Below are 16,630 nucleotides of genomic sequence, written 5' to 3' on the forward strand. Positions count from 1 at the left end.
AAGTTAAAAATGAACATAGCATGTGTTCATAACATGTCTTAACATTTCAAAATTATCTAAATATAATAAAAGTATAGTAATTGACAGGAGGTGAAATAAATCTAATGCCAATACAAAATAAACGTATCTTATCTATTTTAAAAATACTAAATAAACATAAAAAAGCTATTTCAGGTGAAAATCTAGCTAATCTTATTGGAGTTAGTCGTAGCACTATACGAAGAGATATTAAAGACTTAAACTCAAGTATCCAAAAATATGGTGCTCATATATTATCAGAAGCAGGCAATGGTTACAAATTAGTTATTGATGAGCAAGAAAAATATTCGGTTCTCACTGAAAAATATAAATTAAATTCATATATTAACTATACAGGTGACAATATTGTTCCTTTTGATTATAATGATAGAATTTCTTTTATAATTGCTAGAATTTTATTAAATTCTTTACACAACAAAATAGTTAATCAAGAAGAATTAGCCGAAGAATTATTTATTAGCTTGTCTACATTAAAAAAATATTTAACAGATATAAAGAAAAGCTTAGCACGTTTTAATCTTGAACTCATATCAGACAGATTTAATGGTATAAAAATAAATGGAAATGAAACAAATATACGTTACTGCATTTCTGAATATATATTTAATAGAGATGATTTAATTAATTTTACCAATAATAAATTTGTAAAAGATATCTTTTCTCAAGAAGAAATCAATTCTGTTAAACATATTTTAATGAAAGTTATCTTAAAACATAACATACGCCTAACAGATATTGCTTTCAAAAATCTTTTAGTTCACATAATAATTATTATGTGTCGTTCAAATAGAGAAAATACTGTTGAATATACTTTAAATGAACGAAAAAAATTAGAACAATCTTCTTATTTTTCATCAGCAAAAGAAATATTATCTATCATTCAACAACAACTAGGCGTAGATATAAGTAACGAAAGCTATTATTTAACCCAACATTTTATAGCTAGTCAAAAATTTATAGAATCAACTAAAACTAGAAATAATTGTCAACAATTAATATCTAATATATTAAAAAAAATCAAATTAAATACAAATATTGATTTATCTGATGATAATGAACTTATTTCTGGTCTTACTATTCACCTAATTGCGGCAATTAACAGATTAAAATTTAATATGAATATCCGCAATGGTATCTTAGAATCTATAAAAAATAATTATCCATTAGCTTTTGAAATGGCGATAATTGCTAGTGAAGTAATCGAACAAGAAGAAAATGTTAAAACAAATGAAAACGAAATTGGTTTTTTAGCCATCCATTTTGGTGCCTCATTAGAACGTAATAAATTAAACGAAGAAATGGGCAAAACAGCTATTATTGTATGTGCTACAGGTCTTTCTACTGCTCTTTTATTAAAAAGTAAACTACAAAGACGATTTGGTGGTATTTTAAAAATCACTCGTGTTATGAGTTTTTATGAATTAACTGAGCAAATTATAAACAGTGTTGATTTTATATTTTCTACAGTTCCTATTCCAAAACTAGATAATAAAAAATTTATTTTAGTAGAACCTATTATGACAGAAGATGATTTACTTTCAGTAGAAAAACAACTTAATAAAAATGAAGAAAATAATTTCACTAATTATCGTTTATTTTTTAAAGAAGATTTATTTTTCCCTTCTTTAGAAGCTACATCTTCATATAATGCTATTGAACAACTAGCTGATGCTATGATTCAACATGGTTATATTGATAATCAAGTTAAACAATCAATATTTGAACGTGAAAATATGGCTTCTACTGAAATTGGTGGTATGATTGCTATACCTCATGCCTTAGAAAATCATATGTCAGAAGTTACTATTTCTGTAGGTGTCTTAAAAAATCCTATTATTTGGAATAAAGAAAAAGTACAAGTAATATTTTTATTAAGTATTCCTAAACATTTATACAAATTATGGGAAAATATTTTTAAAAGTATCTATAAAGCTTTTATAGAAAAATATGGTTCCTATAAATTAGTTACAGACCCAAAATTTGAAACACTAATGCAATTATTAAATAATATAGATTAGGAGGTTTTTTAATGTTAACGGATATTGTAAGTCCAGATAAAATTTTATTACATCAATCGGTTTCTGATTGGCAACAAGCTATAACTGTAGCTGCAAAACCACTTCTTGATAGTAAATATATTTATCCTGAATATATTACTGCTATGATTGATGCAGTAAAAAATTATGGACCATATATTGTTATTGCTAAAGGAGTGGCTCTTGCGCATGCTCGAAGTGAAGATGGTGTAAAGAGCATGGGATTAAGTATTATGACGACTAAGGATCCTATTAATTTTGGTAATCCTGAAAATGATCCTGTAAAAATAATTTTTTGCTTAGCTGCTCCAGATCCAACAACTCATCTTGATGTTATGAGATCATTAGTTAATGTTATTAACGAAAATTGGAAAATCGAACAACTATCAAAAATTGATAATATTGAACAATTTATTTCTATATTAAATAAATTTGAACAAAATGCTTAATAACTATTATTTCTTAAATATATCTATAAACTTATTTATTAAAATTTAAATTAATATTAAAAAGATGTAAAAAGGAGATTTTATTATGAAAAAACCTAAAATTTTAATGGTATGTGGTGCTGGTCTTGGTAGTAGTTTTGCTTGTCAAATGACTGTTGAAACTGTTTTAGCTCAAATTGGTGCAGAAGCAAATTTAGATCATTGTGATATTTCTTCAGCTGTTTCTATGCGACCTGATATTATATTAACAGCTTCTAATTTTAAGACTCAATTTGAAAAATTTAATATTGATCCAAATGAAACAAAACTTATTTATTTAAAAAATATTGTAAGTAAAGATGAAATTAAAGAAAAACTTACTCCTGTACTTAAAGAAATAGGTGCTTTATAAACTAACTAAAGGAGGCTTCTTTTTATGGAAATTATTAATTTTATAATCAATAACATCCTTACTCAAGCTGGTATTACTCTAGCTTTAATTGCCTTATTGGGATTAATTCTCCAAAAAAAATCTTTTGGAAATTGCTTGAGCGGTGCATTTAAAACCCTTCTTGGATTTATGGTTCTATCAGCTGGTTCTGCAATTATCGTTGGCAGTTTAACTTATTTTGGAAAAATTTTTACAGAAGGTTTTGGTTTACGTGGTATTATTCCTTCAATCGAAGCTATTAATGGTCAAGCTATGAATAAGCTCGGTTTAGGAAGCCAAATTGCATTTACATTCTTAGCTATATTTATTGTAAATATTATTTTAGCACGTATTACCAAATGGAAATATATATTTTTAACTGGTCAAGCTCTTTTATGGATGGCTACTATGTGTACAGCTTTTGGTTATTTTGCTGGATTTAGAGGTTTTACTCTGGTAATCATAGGTGGTATCATCGGTGGTATTTTTGCTGTTGCTATGCCAGCTATAGCTCAACCCATCATAAGAAAAATAACCGGTAGTAATGATATTGCTTTAGGACATTTCTGCACAATTGGTTATCTTGTAGAAGCTGGTGTTGCTAAACTTGTTGGTAATCCTAAAGATTCTGTTGAAGAAATAAAACTACCTAAACAATTTGAATTTTTACAAGATACGTATTTATCCGTAATGGTAGTAATGGTTCCGCTCTATATCATTACAGCATTATTTGCTGGTCCTGCATTTTGTCAAGATTTATCTGGTACTACAAATTATTTAGTATTCGCCTTTCTACAAGCAATTCAATTTGTAGTTGGTGTATATGTACTCTTATCTGGTGTTCGTTTAATATTAGGTGAAATTGTTCCTGCATTCCGTGGTATTGCTATGAAATTAGTTCCAAATGCAATTCCTGCTCTCGATTGCCCTGTATTATTCCCTTATTCTCCAAATGCAGTAATTTTAGGATTTATTACAACAACAATTGGTACAATTATTGCTATGTTCATATTACCAGTTTTTGGATTAGCTATGATTTTACCTGGTATGTTAACTAACTTCTTTGCTGGTGGTACTGCAGGTATATTTGGTAATGCTGTTGGTGGTAAACGTGGAGCAATTATTGGTGGTATTGTTCATGGCTTCTTCATTACACTTCTTCCTGCTTTATTAGTTGGCATATTTGATTCTTTAGGATTTGTAAATGCTACTGCTACTGATGTTGATACTATAGCAGCTGCGCTCTTATATGCTTGGATTATCATTCCACTTATGGGTGCTGGTCAATAAGAGGTGATATTTAAATGTTTTCATTCCTTAAAAATCTATTTGGTACAAATAACAATGAAAATTCAGCTAACGAAAATATAAAAAAAACTATTGACACTGAATCTTTAGAAAAAGAATTTATTCAACTTAAAGAACAGTTATCTACATCTAACGATAATAATATTATTGAAATACTTAATAAATTAGGTGAAGTTTGTACAAACCTCAATAAAATTGATGATGCTATCTCTTACTACGAACAAAGTCTAAAGAAACAACCTACATTAGGTAAAGCTTCTACAGATTTATTAAAACTTTATAATATAAAACGTAAAGAAGCATCCTTAGCTAAAGATGATAATTTAATTCAATTCTATCTAGAAAAAATAGACAATTTAATGAAATTAAATAAAGAAACAATGAAAAAATCTACTACTTATTAATTTGATATCTTTTTATATAAAGGGGTTAATTGTTATGTATACTACATTAAAAGAAGTTCTAGCTAAAGCTGATAAATATAATTTTACAGTTGGTTCATTCAATACTCATAATTTAGAAATGCTCCCATATATGATCCGTGCAGCTAAAGATATGGGTTCACCTATCAGTATCCAAACTAGTGTTGGTACAGCTCGTTACATTGGTTATGGTGTATTAGCTAGTGTTTGTAAATATATGGCTGATAATGAAGGTTTAGATATTGTTTTACATTTAGATCATGCTGCTAAATTTACTGACATCAAAGAAGCTATTGAAAATGGCTACTCTTCTGTAATGTTTGATGGTTCCGCATTACCATTAAAAGAAAATATTCTACGTACACAAGAAGTTGTAGAATTTGCACATAAACGAGGAGTTTCTGTAGAAGCGGAACTTGGTACAATAGGTGGTACAGAAGAAGGTATTGCTGTAGCTGCTCATGAAGTAAAATATACAGATCCTAAAATTGCTAAACAATTTGTAGAAGCAACAAATGTTGATGCTTTAGCCGTTGCTGTTGGTACAAATCACGGTCAATATAAATCTAAAACAGATATAAATTTTGACTTATTAAAAGAAATTCATGAAACAGTAGATATTCCACTTGTTATTCATGGTGGTACTGGTGTAAAAGAAGAAGATATTCATAAATGTACTAATTATGGTGTTCGTAAATTCAATGTAGGCACTGAATTATTAGTGGGATGGACAAAAAAAGCAATGGAAAAATTTGCTACTACCAAAGAAAATGCATCTTTAAGAAATAATATTGTACCTTGTAATGAAGTTGTTTATGAAATTGTTAAACACAAAATTGGTATTTTCTTAAATAAATAATTTATTTAAATATGCCTATTGGAAATTTATCCAATAGGCATATTCCCTAGATATAAGGAATGTTATATTATGAAATTTAATCAAAATACAAAATACGATATTGTTGGTATTGGCGCTACTCCTTTAGATACTTTAATGATAATAGAAAATTTTCCTAACGGTAGAGAAGTTCATCCTACTTTAGATTTTATTTGTTCTTCTGGTGGTCCTGTAGGTACTGCTTTATCTACAGCTTCTAAATTAGGTTCTAAAACTATTATGATTGATAAAATTAGCGATGATATTATTGGAAAATCTATTCTTTCAGATTATCTCAAATATGATGTAGATACCTCCTATATACAAATTGAGAAAAATAAACAATCTGCTTCTGCTACAATTTTAGTAAAAAAATCAACTGGTGATAGAGCCATTTATTTTACACCAAGTACAACTACAGAACTATCTGATATATCTCCATTTATTGATGTAATAAAAAATAGTAAAATCTTACATATAAATGGTCGACATAAACAAATCTTATCTGATGCCATTACTATAGCTAAAAATTACAATGTGAAAATATCTTTTGATGGTGGGGCCAATCGCTATAATGAATTCAATGATCTATTAGCTCAAAAATCTGATATATGTATTTTAGCTAAAGATTTTGCTAATAAATATACAAATGAAATAGATACTATTAAAGCACTAAAAATTATTATCGAAAAAGGTTCTTATATTGCTGGTATTACATTAGGCGATAAAGGAAGCTATATTATGGATAATAATTATAATATAATTTATCAGCCAGCATTTAAACAAAAAAATATTATAGATACTACTGGTTGTGGTGATAGTTATCATGGAGCTTTTCTTTATGGCTTAATAAATAATTTTTCTCTTACCCAAACAATACAAATTGCTAGTGCAGTTGCTAGTATTAATACTCAAAAATTAGGTAGTAGAGGAAATTTACCTAATTTAACAGAGTTAAAACATTTTTTGAAAAATAATTATATAGTAATTTAAATAAGGTTTGATATTATGAAAAATTTTTTAATTTTAATTGCGGGATATCCTGGTACAGGAAAATCCTATTTATGTAAAATGATACTAAAAGAATATCCTGATTTTGTTACTTTTTCACCTGATGAAGTAAAAGAACAATTATGGGATAAATATGGTTTTAAAAACTTAGATGAAAAAAATAAATTGATCAATTTAAGTTGGGAATACTACTATTCTTTTATTGAAAAATTAATGATTTCTGATAAAAATATCATTAGTGATTATCCTTTTAGTGATAAACAAAAAAATTATCTATTAAATTTATCTAAAAAATATAATTATAAAATCATTACGATCAGAATGACTGCTGATTTAGAAATTTTATTTAAGCGACAAAAAACTAGGGACTTAGATCATTCTAGACATTTAGGACATATTTTAAACAAATATGACCCTAAGCAAAAAACTATTGATAGAACTCATGCTGAGGGATTATTATCTCATGATGAATTTATTAATAGATGTCTGAACAGAGGATATAATAAATTTCAACTAGGTGATTTATTAACGATCGATGTTAGTGATTTCACAACTGCTGATTATAAAACATTATTATCTAACTTAAATCACATAATAAAAAATTAAAATAAAAATAACATCTCTATTTCTTAATAAGAAGATTAGAGATGTTATTTTTATTTTACACTGCCATATTTTCTTTTCGAGATTTTATGATCATACCTATATAAAATAAAAATGCTAATAAAGCCGCTATTGCTGAACACATATAAACTGCTCTAAAGCCATATATAGGCACAACCATACCTAAAATATATGGCCCTATGCCATTTCCTAAATCCAATGCTATATATAATGTTGAAGTTGCTAAACTAAATTTATTTAACTTAACTTTTTGTACAGCAATAGTTTGACCTGCTGAAGGAATAGAACCATATCCTATACCTACTAAAACAGCACCTAACAATAATACTAAATTAGAATGAGCTAAAGCAATAGCAACAAATCCTAAAATCATAGTGAATAAAATAGGTACCATTACCACATGATTACCATATCTATCGATCATTACACCAGATATAGGTCTAAAAATTAAACAAGCGATAGAATATGCTATATAAAATAAACTTCCACCTAATAATAAACCAATAGTTTCACTATATGTACCAATATAACTCATTACGGCAGAATAACCAATCGCACCTAACAATGCTACGATAGAAATTGGAATAGCTGTAGGTTCAAAGAAAGTTCTTAAACGAAAAGATTTAACTTCTACACGTTGACGGAAACCTACTTTTATTTCTGTTATATTCAAAATAAAAGCCAAAACAATTAAACTAATTGATAAAACATCACATAAAACAAGTGCATATAGAGGATTTATCTGTGGTAAACTAATTCCTAAAAACGGACCAATTGCAGAGCCTAAAGTAATGCTCAAAGTAAAATAACCAATACCTTCACCACGTCTACTCTCTGGAACAATAGACGCTACTGTAGTAGCAATAACAGTAGAAGCCATACCATAAGTCATACCCTGTACAAAACGCAATGTACATAAAAACAACATACCATCAATAAAATGATAACCAAATGTACATATAGCATGAATTACTACTGCAATGATTAACATTCTTTTTCTACCAATGAAATCCATATATCTACTAATAACTAAACGTGCTACTAATGCGCCCACAATGAAAATCCCTGAGGCTAATCCCGCTTCACTGACGGAAACATTAAATTCTGTAATAGCCAATTTAGTTGTATAAACCATCAATAAATAAAATACTACAAATAATAACAAATTGCCTACAATGTTTAATACATAATCCTTTGACCAAAGCTTCTCCATAAAAAACTCCCTTTCTTAAATTTATTCCCCGACATAGATATTAATTCTATCATCTTTTTTATTTTTTACAATACTATTTAACTAGTATATAAAAAAAAAGAATAGATTTTTATATAACCATATAAAAATCCTATTCTTTAATTTAATTACTTATTTAATTTATAAAAATACAATTATTGTTGAGCACTTTCTTGAGCTTGTTGATTTTGTTGTATAGGTAATAAACCAAATTCTAATAATTTATTATTTTTATCAAAAACAAAAACTATGGCTACAACATTTTCTTGGCTAAAAGAAGTTAAATATGTTACTTTGTCTTGATTATTATAACGTTCAAAAGAATAAAATTTACTTTCTTTCAAATCACCAAATTTAGTTTTCACTTCATTTTTTAATGCATCATATGCTTTTGCATCAAAATTCTTTTTTAATCCATTATCAATATTTGCTCCTAATTTATCATATGGAACTTTTTCTGTTGTAATACCACTGATAAATGTTTCAGCAACTTTTTGATCTTTATTTAAATCTCCGCCATCAGCTGCCATACACACACTAGAAAATGCCATCATCATAACAGCTACAAAAATCAATACTATTTTTTTCATTATAAAACCTCCCTTAGTTTTATTTATTTTTCTCTTAGTATAACATTTAATTTATATTACTACAATAAGCTTTATTATTAATATAAATATCTATAAATAAATTTTATACTAAATAAATGTTATTTTTTCATGAAACTAAATAATTTTTTCATTACAGCCATTTTTCTTTCAGCTGCTAATTCATGAGATATATTTATATCTTTTGCACTATAAAGAGGATTTAATACATCTTTAAACGCTAACCATTCATCAGAAAATAATGGACATTCCATAGCAATATCTACGGCTTCTTGTCTTACTTCTTCAATGATTGCCATGTCATCAATATTTTTCAATACCTTAGCCATCATTTTACCAATGTGTTTCATCTGCACTTCTTTAAGCCCTCTAGTTGTTAAAATCAAACTAGATAATCTCAAGATTTCAAAATTAAGATTTTCATCACAAGTAGATAATACAGTTGGTTTTACGATAAAACCTGCACTTTGTAAAGCATTATGCGCTTTTTTACAGCTAATACCTAATTTAGTAAGGTTCACTAAAACTAAATTTGTATCAGTTCCTTTACATAAAATTGTAATGCCTTCTTCTTCTAGTCCTTTTTGAAGTGCTTTCGCATTTAATACAACTTGTTTAGTATACTGTTTGAATTTTTCTGTAGTCGCTTCTTTAAATATAACAGCTAAACTAGCTAAAATATTTTTTTTCAAAGAAAAATGTCCTGTAGTGATAACTGTTTTATCAATGATATCAGCTAATTCTTTTTTACATAAAATCACTGAACTTTGTGGTCCTCTTAAAGAATCATGTGTTGAAAAAGTTACTACATCTGCATAAGGTACAGGTGAAGGTATTTGTCCTGTTGCTACAAGACCTACATTTTGACAAATATCAAACCACATATAAGCACCTATATCATGTGCAATTTTAGCTAATCTTTCATAATCTATAACTCTTGGATAATTAACTGGTGAAAAAATTATCACTTTAGGTTTATGTTCTTTGGCTATTTGTTCAACTCTATCTAGATTTAATAATTGTGTTTTAGGGTCAATACTAAATCTAACAAAATTAAATTCTAAATTTTTACTATTACAATGGTCGCTTTTTCTATTATCTAAAGATAATATAGTATCGCCTTTTTTAGCTAAACTATAAAAAACAACGCGAGAAGCAGCTGCTATACTTTCTAAACGAATAACTGCATGTTCACTGCCAAATAATTTATTAATGCGATTAATAGTGATTTCTTCTAAGCCTGTAGGTTTAGCTTCATCATGATGTGTTGTCAATGTATTTGACAAAATACTACCTTCAAGATATGTGCTTAAAGGTGATGAATAATTTTCCTCTGGCATAAAAGATAAGGTATATTTTTGTCTTTGTACCTCTTCTTGAAAGAATGTATATAATTCTGTATCAAATGAAGCAATCGTACTAAGAGCATTTTCTCTATCCATAAAATCAATCCTTTAACTATAAATAAAATCTAAAATAAAACTCTCTTATACTATCTGATATTCATCATGGGAAAAATGGCCAGAAGAAAGGAATTACAATCATGCAAACAACTAGAGAAACTACAACAAGTGGCAAACCGACTTTTACATAATCCATAAATTTAAAATGACCTGGTATCAGTATCAAAGTATTCGGTGGCGTTGCGACTGGTGTTGTAAATGCACAAGAAGCAGCAATACCTATTGCCATAAGCACAGGATAAGGTGATGCACCTATAGATTGTGCTATAGATATACCAATTGGTGCTAATAATGCTGCAGCAGCTGTATTTGACATAAATTGTGTAAGCCCACAAGATAAAATAAACATTGCTACAACTATTAACATTGGAGATGGATTATCCCCAATAATTCCTACTACACCATCTGCTATCATTTTACCTGCACCACTTTTATCCATAGCTGAAGCAAGTGGTAGCATACCTGCAAATAAGAAAATAGTAACCCAGTCAATACCTAAATAAGCTTGTTTTTCAGATAAACAACCTGTTAATACGCAAGCTAACGCTCCTATTATCGCAGTAGTTTGCATTGGTATACCAATATTTTTTTCAAAAGCCATACCTAATACAACTAAAATTAAGATAACAGTACATATTATCATTTTCTTTGGATCTTTAACTTCATCTGAAGCTTTATCATTCTCTACAGTTTCTACATAATGTCTAGGACAGAATTTTCTACCTATACTTAGCATATAAACCATACCAGCTATAGACAAAGGTACACCAATATACGCAAATTCAAAAAATCCAAAAGGTTCCAAACCTGTTGCCTGAAGTGTTGCACTCATTAAAATATTTGGTGGGGTACCAACCATGGTGATTGTTCCACCAACATTTGCAGCTACTGCTAATGCCATCAATTGTGGGGATACAGGTATTTTTGCTACCGCACAAATTTGAATTACTACTGGCATCAAACAAGCTACTGTAGCTGTATTTGATGATACTGCTGATAATAAAATAGTAATGCACATCAAAGCTGCCATCAAACGATTTTCACTAGTTCCAGCGCTTTTTACTACTTTTATACCAATTTTTTGTGCCAATCCAGTCTGAAACATCGCTGCTCCAATGACAAACATACCAGCAAATAAAACTACTGTGGAATCAGAAAGACCAGAAAACACTTGTTGTGGAGTAAGTACTCCTAAAAGACCTAATGCAATAGATGCACCTATAGCCGTAACAGCCAATGGAATAAGCTCTGTTACAAAGAAAAATGCTGCTACAGCTAAAACGCATAAAGTTATTACTGCAGGGCTCATAAAATTCCTCCTATCAAATATTTTTTTATTTCTGCAACAGTAATTTTTATTATATCATAATTATTCATAAATTCTAAGACAATACGAAAAAAGATTACATATTTTTAAGTTTTACTATTGAAAATTATTTATTAAATTTTATAACATTTTAGTCATATGAAAAAAATTATAAAAAAGTATTGCAAAATACATAAATGAGCAGTATAATAATTTTTGTTATTAATGACTCACTAGCTCAATTGGTAGAGCATCTGACTCTTAATCAGCAGGTTCCGGGTTCGAGTCCCGGGTGGGTCACCATATGATTTATAAAATTAAAGCAACTATCAATGATAGTTGCTTTTTGTTTTTTACTACTTGATAAAATTTTATTTACCATAAAATTACCAGCTAAAATTAAGAAAAACTCCTCTAAAGCTTGAAAATTAAACCTTTTTATAAAATCTCCAAAAATCCTATTATCGCTGGTAAAAAACAACTAAAATCCTTGTATATCAATACTTTTAATAGTATAATGAAAATCATAAAGATTGATTTTTCTAGCATTTAACTTTAACAAGTGTTGTATTTGAATTCCAAACAGAAATATTGCATATGATATTCCTTTGGTTTAATTTAACTTTAACAAGTGTTGTATTTGAATTTATAAAGTAAAACAATTTTATAATTTTTATCCTCAATTTAACTTTAACAAGTGTTGTATTTGAATAAAACTTTTCCGTCCATATCTCTACAAATTTGCGAATTTAACTTTAACAAGTGTTGTATTTGAATATAGCTTGTTTATTTGCTTCTAGTGGTTGTTTATCTATTTAACTTTAACAAGTGTTGTATTTGAATTTCTTCTTGTTCTTTTAACATCACCAATCTACTTGATTTAACTTTAACAAGTGTTGTATTTGAATTCGTTGTAATCACATGCTAATTCGTTTATGTTGCAAATTTAACTTTAACAAGTGTTGTATTTGAATAAATCACTGGGTAAAGAACCGTGGATATCTTCCACATTTAACTTTAACAAGTGTTGTATTTGAATCTACTAAAAATATTATTGTGGACCACTTGTACTATCATTTAACTTTAACAAGTGTTGTATTTGAATTAGTTTCCTCCTTAGTTGGTGCAGGAGTAGCAAATTTAACTTTAACAAGTGTTGTATTTGAATTCTTTGTATTCTTTTACACCTAAAGAAGCACAGTCTATTTAACTTTAACAAGTGTTGTATTTGAATTATGAAACCGTTATTATGCCTGCAATACCTGCTGTTATTTAACTTTAACAAGTGTTGTATTTGAATTTTTGCAAATATAAGATGATATTGAATGGTACGCCAATTTAACTTTAACAAGTGTTGTATTTGAATTTAACAACTATTAACATGTGTCAAACCTTTCTAGATTTAACTTTAACAAGTGTTGTATTTGAATATATTTTTGCACTGTATTCTAATACTTCTGCAAAAGATTTAACTTTAACAAGTGTTGTATTTGAATACAATCAAAATGATGATGTGAGATACCTGTTCATCAATTTAACTTTAACAAGTGTTGTATTTGAATGCGTCCCTAAAATCTGGCTCAACGCAATTGTCTAATTTAACTTTAACAAGTGTTGTATTTGAATATAATAACGTTGCAGTAGTTGGTGCATCTGCGAGTGATTTAACTTTAACAAGTGTTGTATTTGAATGAAGATTTACCACCAGCATAAATAACACGATTAGATTTAACTTTAACAAGTGTTGTATTTGAATTCTGCTTATAGAGTAAGCAAAGATACTGGCATTAGTCATTTAACTTTAACAAGTGTTGTATTTGAATTTTGGATTGTCTTTTTGTCCTAAGTAGTTTTTGCCTAATTTAACTTTAACAAGTGTTGTATTTGAATTTAAAAAGTATAAGTTGCCATCGGATACAAACACAAATTTAACTTTAACAAGTGTTGTATTTGAATCGCTTTTTAAATCTGCAAGCAGGAACATAACAATATATTTAACTTTAACAAGTGTTGTATTTGAATAGGGTGGTCGCAAAATAAAGATATTATAGTATGTATTTAACTTTAACAAGTGTTGTATTTGAATAAGTGGAAATGGTGGAGGTGCTGATTATGTAGTAGTATTTAACTTTAACAAGTGTTGTATTTGAATAGTTGTATTTGCATACCATTAAATATTGATTTGCCCAATTTAACTTTAACAAGTGTTGTATTTGAATAATTATTTACACCTTTATAATATATTAAATTAAATAATTTAACTTTAACAAGTGTTGTATTTGAATTTTCCAAATGGTTCATCAACACGCATTTTATCTAATTTAACTTTAACAAGTGTTGTATTTGAATAATACTAATGAATTTGCCTAGCTATTGCATACAAGCATTTAACTTTAACAAGTGTTGTATTTGAATCCATCAGCATCAAAACCAGCTATTGTTGCACCATCTATTTAACTTTAACAAGTGTTGTATCTAAATCTTATTATTAAAAAATTATAAAAGGCTTTTAATAGATTTTGTCTTCTATTAAAAGCCTTTTTCTATTTAGAATTATTTTTCAATTCCTCTAAAAATTTCTTATCATCTTTGCTTAATTCTACTTTTTCAAGTAAGTCTGGTCTATTTGTATACGTAACACGCAAAGATTCTTGTCGACGCCATTTTGCTATTTTAGCATGGTCTCCTGAAAGTAGTACATCAGGTACGCTAAGACCTCTATACTCACGTGGTTTTGTATATTGTGGATATTCTAAAAGCCCATTATAAAAAGAATCTGTTGGCGCAGACTCTCCAGAACCTAATACGCCTGGAAGCATTCTTGATACAGCATCAATTACCACCATAGCAGGAAGTTCTCCACCTGTTAATACATAATCGCCAATAGAAATTACTTCATCAGCTAAATTTTGTACCACACGATTATCAAAGCCTTCATAATGACCACAGATAAATATTAACTGATCAAAATTAGCAAGTTCTTTCGCTTTTTCTTGAGTGAATACTTTTCCAGTAGGACACATCAATATAACCTTGCTATTTTCAATTTGCGTTTTAGCTTTAACGTCTTCTACAGCTCTAAATAATGGCTCTGGTTTCATCACCATGCCAGCACCACCACCATAAGCTGTATCATCAACTTGATTATGCTTATTAAAAGCAAAATCACGAGGATTTGTTATTTGTATATCTAAAATATTTTTTTCAATCGCTCTTTTAGTAATACTACAACCAAAAACTCCGCCAAACATCTCAGGAAATAAGGATAATATATCTATTCTCATAATTACACATCCTGATTTTCATCCCAAATTACTTTCATAAATCCATCTTCAATATTTATTTCAGTAACTACTTTCTTTAATGCTGGAATTAAAATTTGTCTGCCATCTTTAGCTTTAGTAATATATACATCATTGCTACCAGTTTTCAAAATTTCTGTTATTTCACCTAAAACAACATCATCTTGATTGATTACTTGAAGTCCGATTATATCAAAAACATAATATTCTCCATCTTCAAGTGGTGGCACATCACTGCGATTTATTTTCAATAATTTATTCGTAAAACGTGCTACTTCTTCACGAGAATTAACACCTTCTACTTTCATAACTACAAAATTCCCCTGATAGCGAGTAGAAATAATATTTATTTCTTTATCGTCTACATATGCTTTTTTTATAGTATTAAATCTATCCGGAAAATCTGTTAAAGGATATACTTTCATATCTCCTCTAACACCATGAGCTGCACCGATTTTACCAATAATAATCTTTTTATTAGTTGCGGATTTCAATGATTTTTTCATCCTCTACGATAATTTCAGTATTCATAACAGCTGGCATTTTATCGCCAACTTTTACATTAAATACATGTTGCATAGTACCTTGAATAATTTCAGCACCTAAACCTAAATGTTTCATATCAGCAATATCTTGTTCAATTTTAGCTTTTAATTTTAAACCTTTAGCTTTGTCTACTTCCATTTTTTGAACAATTGCTCCGACTTGTTGAATATTATCTTCAGCATGTTCTTCTAAAAATTTTTTCTTTTGAATGTCGATTTTAGATAATTTTAAATCTACTTCTGCTAATTGTTTTTCCATTTTATCTAACATTTTAGCTCTAAATTTTTCAGTAACTTTTACTTTAATTGTTACTGGACATTGTAAAGAAATGCTTTCCATAATTATAACCTCACTTTAATTATTTCATTAATCTCATGATATATACTATCATATATATATTATAATGAAAAGATTTTGGATAAAGAGAAAGCCGAAAGTCATAATCGACCTTCGGCTATTTTTATTGCAATTATTCGATGATATCAACTGTAACTTTTTTATTTTCACAGGAAGCTGCAGCTTTCACTACAGTTCTCATGGCTTTGGCTATACGGCCTTGTTTACCAATGACTTTTCCCATGTCAGCTGAAGCTACACGCAATTTTAACAAAACATGATTACCATCAATGATTTCATCAACAGTAACTTGTTCTGGATAATCAACGAGTGATTTTGCTATTACTTCAACAAGTTCCTTCATCTATTTGCCTCTTTCTTATTTCTTAGCATGTTTAGCTGCATCAAATTTAGTCATGATACCTTTTTTGCTAAGTAAAGATTTAACTGTATCTGTAGGCTGAGCACCTTTGAGCATCCAGTCTAAAGTTTTTTCTTCATCAATATTGATAATAGCAGGTTCTTTTGTGGAATCATAGTTACCTAAGATTTCGATGAAACGACCATCACGTGGAGCACGAGAATCTGCTACAACGATACGATAGAATGGACGTTTTTTAGCACCCATACGATTTAAACGAATTTTAACTGCCAATGTTTTCA

At 28.6% G+C, this 16,630-nt stretch carries 17 protein-coding genes, 1 tRNA gene and 1 CRISPR repeat array; of the genes, 9 read left to right on the forward strand and 9 right to left on the reverse strand.

Annotation, left to right across the window (positions count from 1 at the left end):
* Positions 1-104: 104 nt before the first annotated feature.
* From AC5LAX_RS09430 to AC5LAX_RS09465, 8 genes are all read left to right on the forward strand, one after another.
* Positions 105-2,057 carry a BglG family transcription antiterminator gene (locus AC5LAX_RS09430; protein WP_018998908.1) on the forward strand — a complete coding sequence of 651 codons (1,953 nt, stop codon included), beginning with the start codon at positions 105-107 and terminating at the stop codon, positions 2,055-2,057.
* A gap of 11 nt (positions 2,058-2,068) precedes the next feature.
* On the forward strand, positions 2,069-2,524 hold the full coding sequence (locus tag AC5LAX_RS09435; protein WP_008538182.1) for a PTS sugar transporter subunit IIA: 456 nt from the start codon (positions 2,069-2,071) through the stop codon (positions 2,522-2,524).
* Between the two features lie 85 nt (positions 2,525-2,609).
* On the forward strand, positions 2,610-2,915 hold the full coding sequence (locus AC5LAX_RS09440) for a PTS sugar transporter subunit IIB (protein WP_008538183.1): 306 nt from the start codon (positions 2,610-2,612) through the stop codon (positions 2,913-2,915).
* A gap of 24 nt (positions 2,916-2,939) precedes the next feature.
* Entirely contained in the window at positions 2,940-4,223 is a 1,284-nt protein-coding gene (locus AC5LAX_RS09445) for a PTS sugar transporter subunit IIC (protein ID WP_288908942.1), read from the forward strand.
* Positions 4,224-4,237: 14 nt separating this feature from the next.
* Positions 4,238-4,645, forward strand: coding sequence for a tetratricopeptide repeat protein (locus tag AC5LAX_RS09450; protein WP_018998910.1), 408 nt, complete (start codon positions 4,238-4,240; stop codon positions 4,643-4,645).
* A gap of 34 nt (positions 4,646-4,679) precedes the next feature.
* A complete protein-coding gene (locus AC5LAX_RS09455) occupies positions 4,680-5,522 on the forward strand; it encodes a class II fructose-bisphosphate aldolase (RefSeq protein WP_008538186.1) in 843 nt (280 codons plus the stop codon).
* A 69-nt stretch (positions 5,523-5,591) separates the two neighbouring features.
* Positions 5,592-6,533, forward strand: a complete 942-nt coding sequence (locus AC5LAX_RS09460; RefSeq protein WP_288908944.1) for a carbohydrate kinase family protein — start codon at positions 5,592-5,594, stop codon at positions 6,531-6,533.
* A 15-nt stretch (positions 6,534-6,548) separates the two neighbouring features.
* Positions 6,549-7,157 (forward strand): P-loop nucleotide/nucleoside kinase family protein, encoded by a 609-nt coding sequence (locus AC5LAX_RS09465; protein WP_018998911.1) that lies wholly within the window; start codon positions 6,549-6,551, stop codon positions 7,155-7,157.
* Between the two features lie 55 nt (positions 7,158-7,212).
* Here the strand turns inward: AC5LAX_RS09465 and AC5LAX_RS09470 are convergent, their stop codons facing one another.
* The 4 genes from AC5LAX_RS09470 to AC5LAX_RS09485 form a co-directional block, all read right to left on the reverse strand.
* On the reverse strand, positions 7,213-8,388 hold the full coding sequence (locus AC5LAX_RS09470; RefSeq protein ID WP_288908945.1) for an MFS transporter: 1,176 nt from the start codon (positions 8,386-8,388) through the stop codon (positions 7,213-7,215).
* Between the two features lie 173 nt (positions 8,389-8,561).
* Positions 8,562-8,996, reverse strand: a complete 435-nt coding sequence (locus AC5LAX_RS09475) for a DUF3887 domain-containing protein (RefSeq protein ID WP_204922702.1) — start codon at positions 8,994-8,996, stop codon at positions 8,562-8,564.
* Positions 8,997-9,115: 119 nt separating this feature from the next.
* Complete coding sequence (gene glyA / locus AC5LAX_RS09480; RefSeq protein WP_288908947.1) at positions 9,116-10,456, reverse strand: serine hydroxymethyltransferase; 1,341 nt, start codon at positions 10,454-10,456, stop codon at positions 9,116-9,118.
* A gap of 64 nt (positions 10,457-10,520) precedes the next feature.
* Positions 10,521-11,786, reverse strand: coding sequence for an SLC13 family permease (locus AC5LAX_RS09485; protein ID WP_018998915.1), 1,266 nt, complete (start codon positions 11,784-11,786; stop codon positions 10,521-10,523).
* A gap of 224 nt (positions 11,787-12,010) precedes the next feature.
* On the opposite strand from AC5LAX_RS09485, the gene AC5LAX_RS09490 reads away from it, so the two are divergent.
* A tRNA-Lys gene (locus AC5LAX_RS09490) sits at positions 12,011-12,086 on the forward strand.
* A gap of 244 nt (positions 12,087-12,330) precedes the next feature.
* Positions 12,331-14,264: direct repeats of the CRISPR family, unit length 30 nt; unit sequence ATTTAACTTTAACAAGTGTTGTATTTGAAT.
* 62 nt (positions 14,265-14,326) lie between these two features.
* Here AC5LAX_RS09490 and trmD read toward each other — a convergent pair.
* The 5 genes from trmD to rpsP form a co-directional block, all read right to left on the reverse strand.
* A complete protein-coding gene (gene trmD / locus AC5LAX_RS09495; protein WP_115151289.1) occupies positions 14,327-15,067 on the reverse strand; it encodes a tRNA (guanosine(37)-N1)-methyltransferase TrmD in 741 nt (246 codons plus the stop codon).
* A gap of 2 nt (positions 15,068-15,069) precedes the next feature.
* Complete coding sequence (gene rimM, locus AC5LAX_RS09500; RefSeq protein ID WP_288908948.1) at positions 15,070-15,591, reverse strand: ribosome maturation factor RimM; 522 nt, start codon at positions 15,589-15,591, stop codon at positions 15,070-15,072.
* A complete protein-coding gene (locus AC5LAX_RS09505) occupies positions 15,563-15,970 on the reverse strand; it encodes a YlqD family protein (protein ID WP_008538278.1) in 408 nt (135 codons plus the stop codon). The genes rimM and AC5LAX_RS09505 overlap by 29 nt, the downstream gene beginning before the upstream one ends.
* A 130-nt stretch (positions 15,971-16,100) precedes the next feature.
* Positions 16,101-16,331, reverse strand: a complete 231-nt coding sequence (locus AC5LAX_RS09510; RefSeq protein WP_018998918.1) for a KH domain-containing protein — start codon at positions 16,329-16,331, stop codon at positions 16,101-16,103.
* A gap of 15 nt (positions 16,332-16,346) precedes the next feature.
* Positions 16,347-16,622, reverse strand: coding sequence for a 30S ribosomal protein S16 (gene rpsP, locus AC5LAX_RS09515; protein ID WP_008538280.1), 276 nt, complete (start codon positions 16,620-16,622; stop codon positions 16,347-16,349).
* Positions 16,623-16,630: the final 8 nt, after the last annotated feature.

The sequence above is a fragment of the Megamonas sp. genome (assembly GCF_986095205.1).

Excerpts from the sequence above, each read along its gene's own strand:
- AC5LAX_RS09445 (WP_288908942.1), top strand. The coding sequence starts at position 2,940 with ATGGAAATTATTAATTTTATAATCAATAACATCCTTACTCAAGCTGGT.
- AC5LAX_RS09435 (WP_008538182.1), top strand. The coding sequence starts at position 2,069 with ATGTTAACGGATATTGTAAGTCCAGATAAAATTTTATTACATCAATCG.
- AC5LAX_RS09485 (WP_018998915.1), bottom strand. The coding sequence starts at position 11,786 with ATGAGCCCTGCAGTAATAACTTTATGCGTTTTAGCTGTAGCAGCATTT.
- AC5LAX_RS09505 (WP_008538278.1), bottom strand. The coding sequence starts at position 15,970 with ATGGAAAGCATTTCTTTACAATGTCCAGTAACAATTAAAGTAAAAGTT.
- AC5LAX_RS09470 (WP_288908945.1), bottom strand. The coding sequence starts at position 8,388 with ATGGAGAAGCTTTGGTCAAAGGATTATGTATTAAACATTGTAGGCAAT.
- rimM (WP_288908948.1), bottom strand. The coding sequence starts at position 15,591 with ATGAAAAAATCATTGAAATCCGCAACTAATAAAAAGATTATTATTGGT.
- glyA (WP_288908947.1), bottom strand. The coding sequence starts at position 10,456 with ATGGATAGAGAAAATGCTCTTAGTACGATTGCTTCATTTGATACAGAA.
- AC5LAX_RS09430 (WP_018998908.1), top strand. The coding sequence starts at position 105 with ATGCCAATACAAAATAAACGTATCTTATCTATTTTAAAAATACTAAAT.
- trmD (WP_115151289.1), bottom strand. The coding sequence starts at position 15,067 with ATGAGAATAGATATATTATCCTTATTTCCTGAGATGTTTGGCGGAGTT.
- AC5LAX_RS09455 (WP_008538186.1), top strand. The coding sequence starts at position 4,680 with ATGTATACTACATTAAAAGAAGTTCTAGCTAAAGCTGATAAATATAAT.
- AC5LAX_RS09475 (WP_204922702.1), bottom strand. The coding sequence starts at position 8,996 with ATGAAAAAAATAGTATTGATTTTTGTAGCTGTTATGATGATGGCATTT.
- AC5LAX_RS09460 (WP_288908944.1), top strand. The coding sequence starts at position 5,592 with ATGAAATTTAATCAAAATACAAAATACGATATTGTTGGTATTGGCGCT.
- AC5LAX_RS09465 (WP_018998911.1), top strand. The coding sequence starts at position 6,549 with ATGAAAAATTTTTTAATTTTAATTGCGGGATATCCTGGTACAGGAAAA.
- AC5LAX_RS09450 (WP_018998910.1), top strand. The coding sequence starts at position 4,238 with ATGTTTTCATTCCTTAAAAATCTATTTGGTACAAATAACAATGAAAAT.
- AC5LAX_RS09510 (WP_018998918.1), bottom strand. The coding sequence starts at position 16,331 with ATGAAGGAACTTGTTGAAGTAATAGCAAAATCACTCGTTGATTATCCA.
- AC5LAX_RS09440 (WP_008538183.1), top strand. The coding sequence starts at position 2,610 with ATGAAAAAACCTAAAATTTTAATGGTATGTGGTGCTGGTCTTGGTAGT.